1 tRNA gene is annotated in these 356 nt (G+C 48.0%); it reads right to left on the bottom strand.

Annotated features, from left to right (window positions below):
• Positions 1-231: 231 nt before the first annotated feature.
• Positions 232-308, bottom strand: a tRNA-Ile gene (locus tag JAO78_RS16710).
• Positions 309-356 lie beyond the last annotated feature (48 nt).

The following is a 356-nucleotide window of genomic DNA, read 5'->3' as shown; positions in this document are numbered from 1 at the left end:
TCTTCTTGCTTCTGCTTTTTCCTTTATGCTGCGTGTTGCTTCCTCACTCACTCGGTCATGTACCTGATGTACACTCCCTCACTCGCTCGTCGCTTCACTTGCCTAAAGCAAAAATCATCGCAATAAGTCTTTCTATGGTCTTTGCTCAACATTCGTTGTCAGGCTAGGCGCAGTGAACCGAAGCATACTTATAGTATGTGAGGTTTGCTGCAACAACGCCTGGCGGCGAATTGGTTGGTCTGAGTAGACTCGAACTACCGACCTCACCCTTATCAGGGGTGCGCTCTAACCACCTGAGCTACAGACCAATTTTAACACGCCCAATTCCTCAAGCATGCAAAACCGTTTGCTCTATC

Source organism: Alishewanella maricola, assembly GCF_016343785.1.
In the GTDB taxonomy this organism is placed as follows: Bacteria; Pseudomonadota; Gammaproteobacteria; order Enterobacterales; family Alteromonadaceae; genus Alishewanella; species Alishewanella maricola.
Note: the sequence above shows the minus strand (reverse complement) of the source record. Positions and strands in the feature narration are given on the sequence as shown.